This is a genomic window from Mesobacillus maritimus (assembly GCF_023715205.1).
GTDB classification, from domain to species: Bacteria; Bacillota; Bacilli; order Bacillales; family Cytobacillaceae; genus Mesobacillus_B; species Mesobacillus_B maritimus_C.
In genome coordinates, this window is sequence record NZ_JAMBNR010000147.1 from 1 (window position 1) to 232 (window position 232).

The following is a 232-nucleotide window of genomic DNA, read 5'->3' on the forward strand; positions in this document are numbered from 1 at the left end:
GCGGATCAGCATGCCGCGGTGAATACGTTCCCGGGCCTTGTACACACCGCCCGTCACACCACGAGAGTTTGTAACACCCGAAGTCGGTGGGGTAACTAAGAGTTTACGAAGTAAACTTACTTCGTAAGCATAGAGCCAGCCGCCTAAGGTGGGACAGATGATTGGGGTGAAGTCGTAACAAGGTAGCCGTATCGGAAGGTGCGGCTGGATCACCTCCTTTCTAAGGATAATG

1 rRNA gene is annotated in these 232 nt (G+C 53.0%); it reads left to right on the plus strand.

Features of this window, described 5'->3' with window-relative positions:
- A 16S ribosomal RNA gene (locus tag M3182_RS26820) occupies window positions 1-220 on the plus strand; the annotation flags it as partial.
- Window positions 221-232 lie beyond the last annotated feature (12 nt).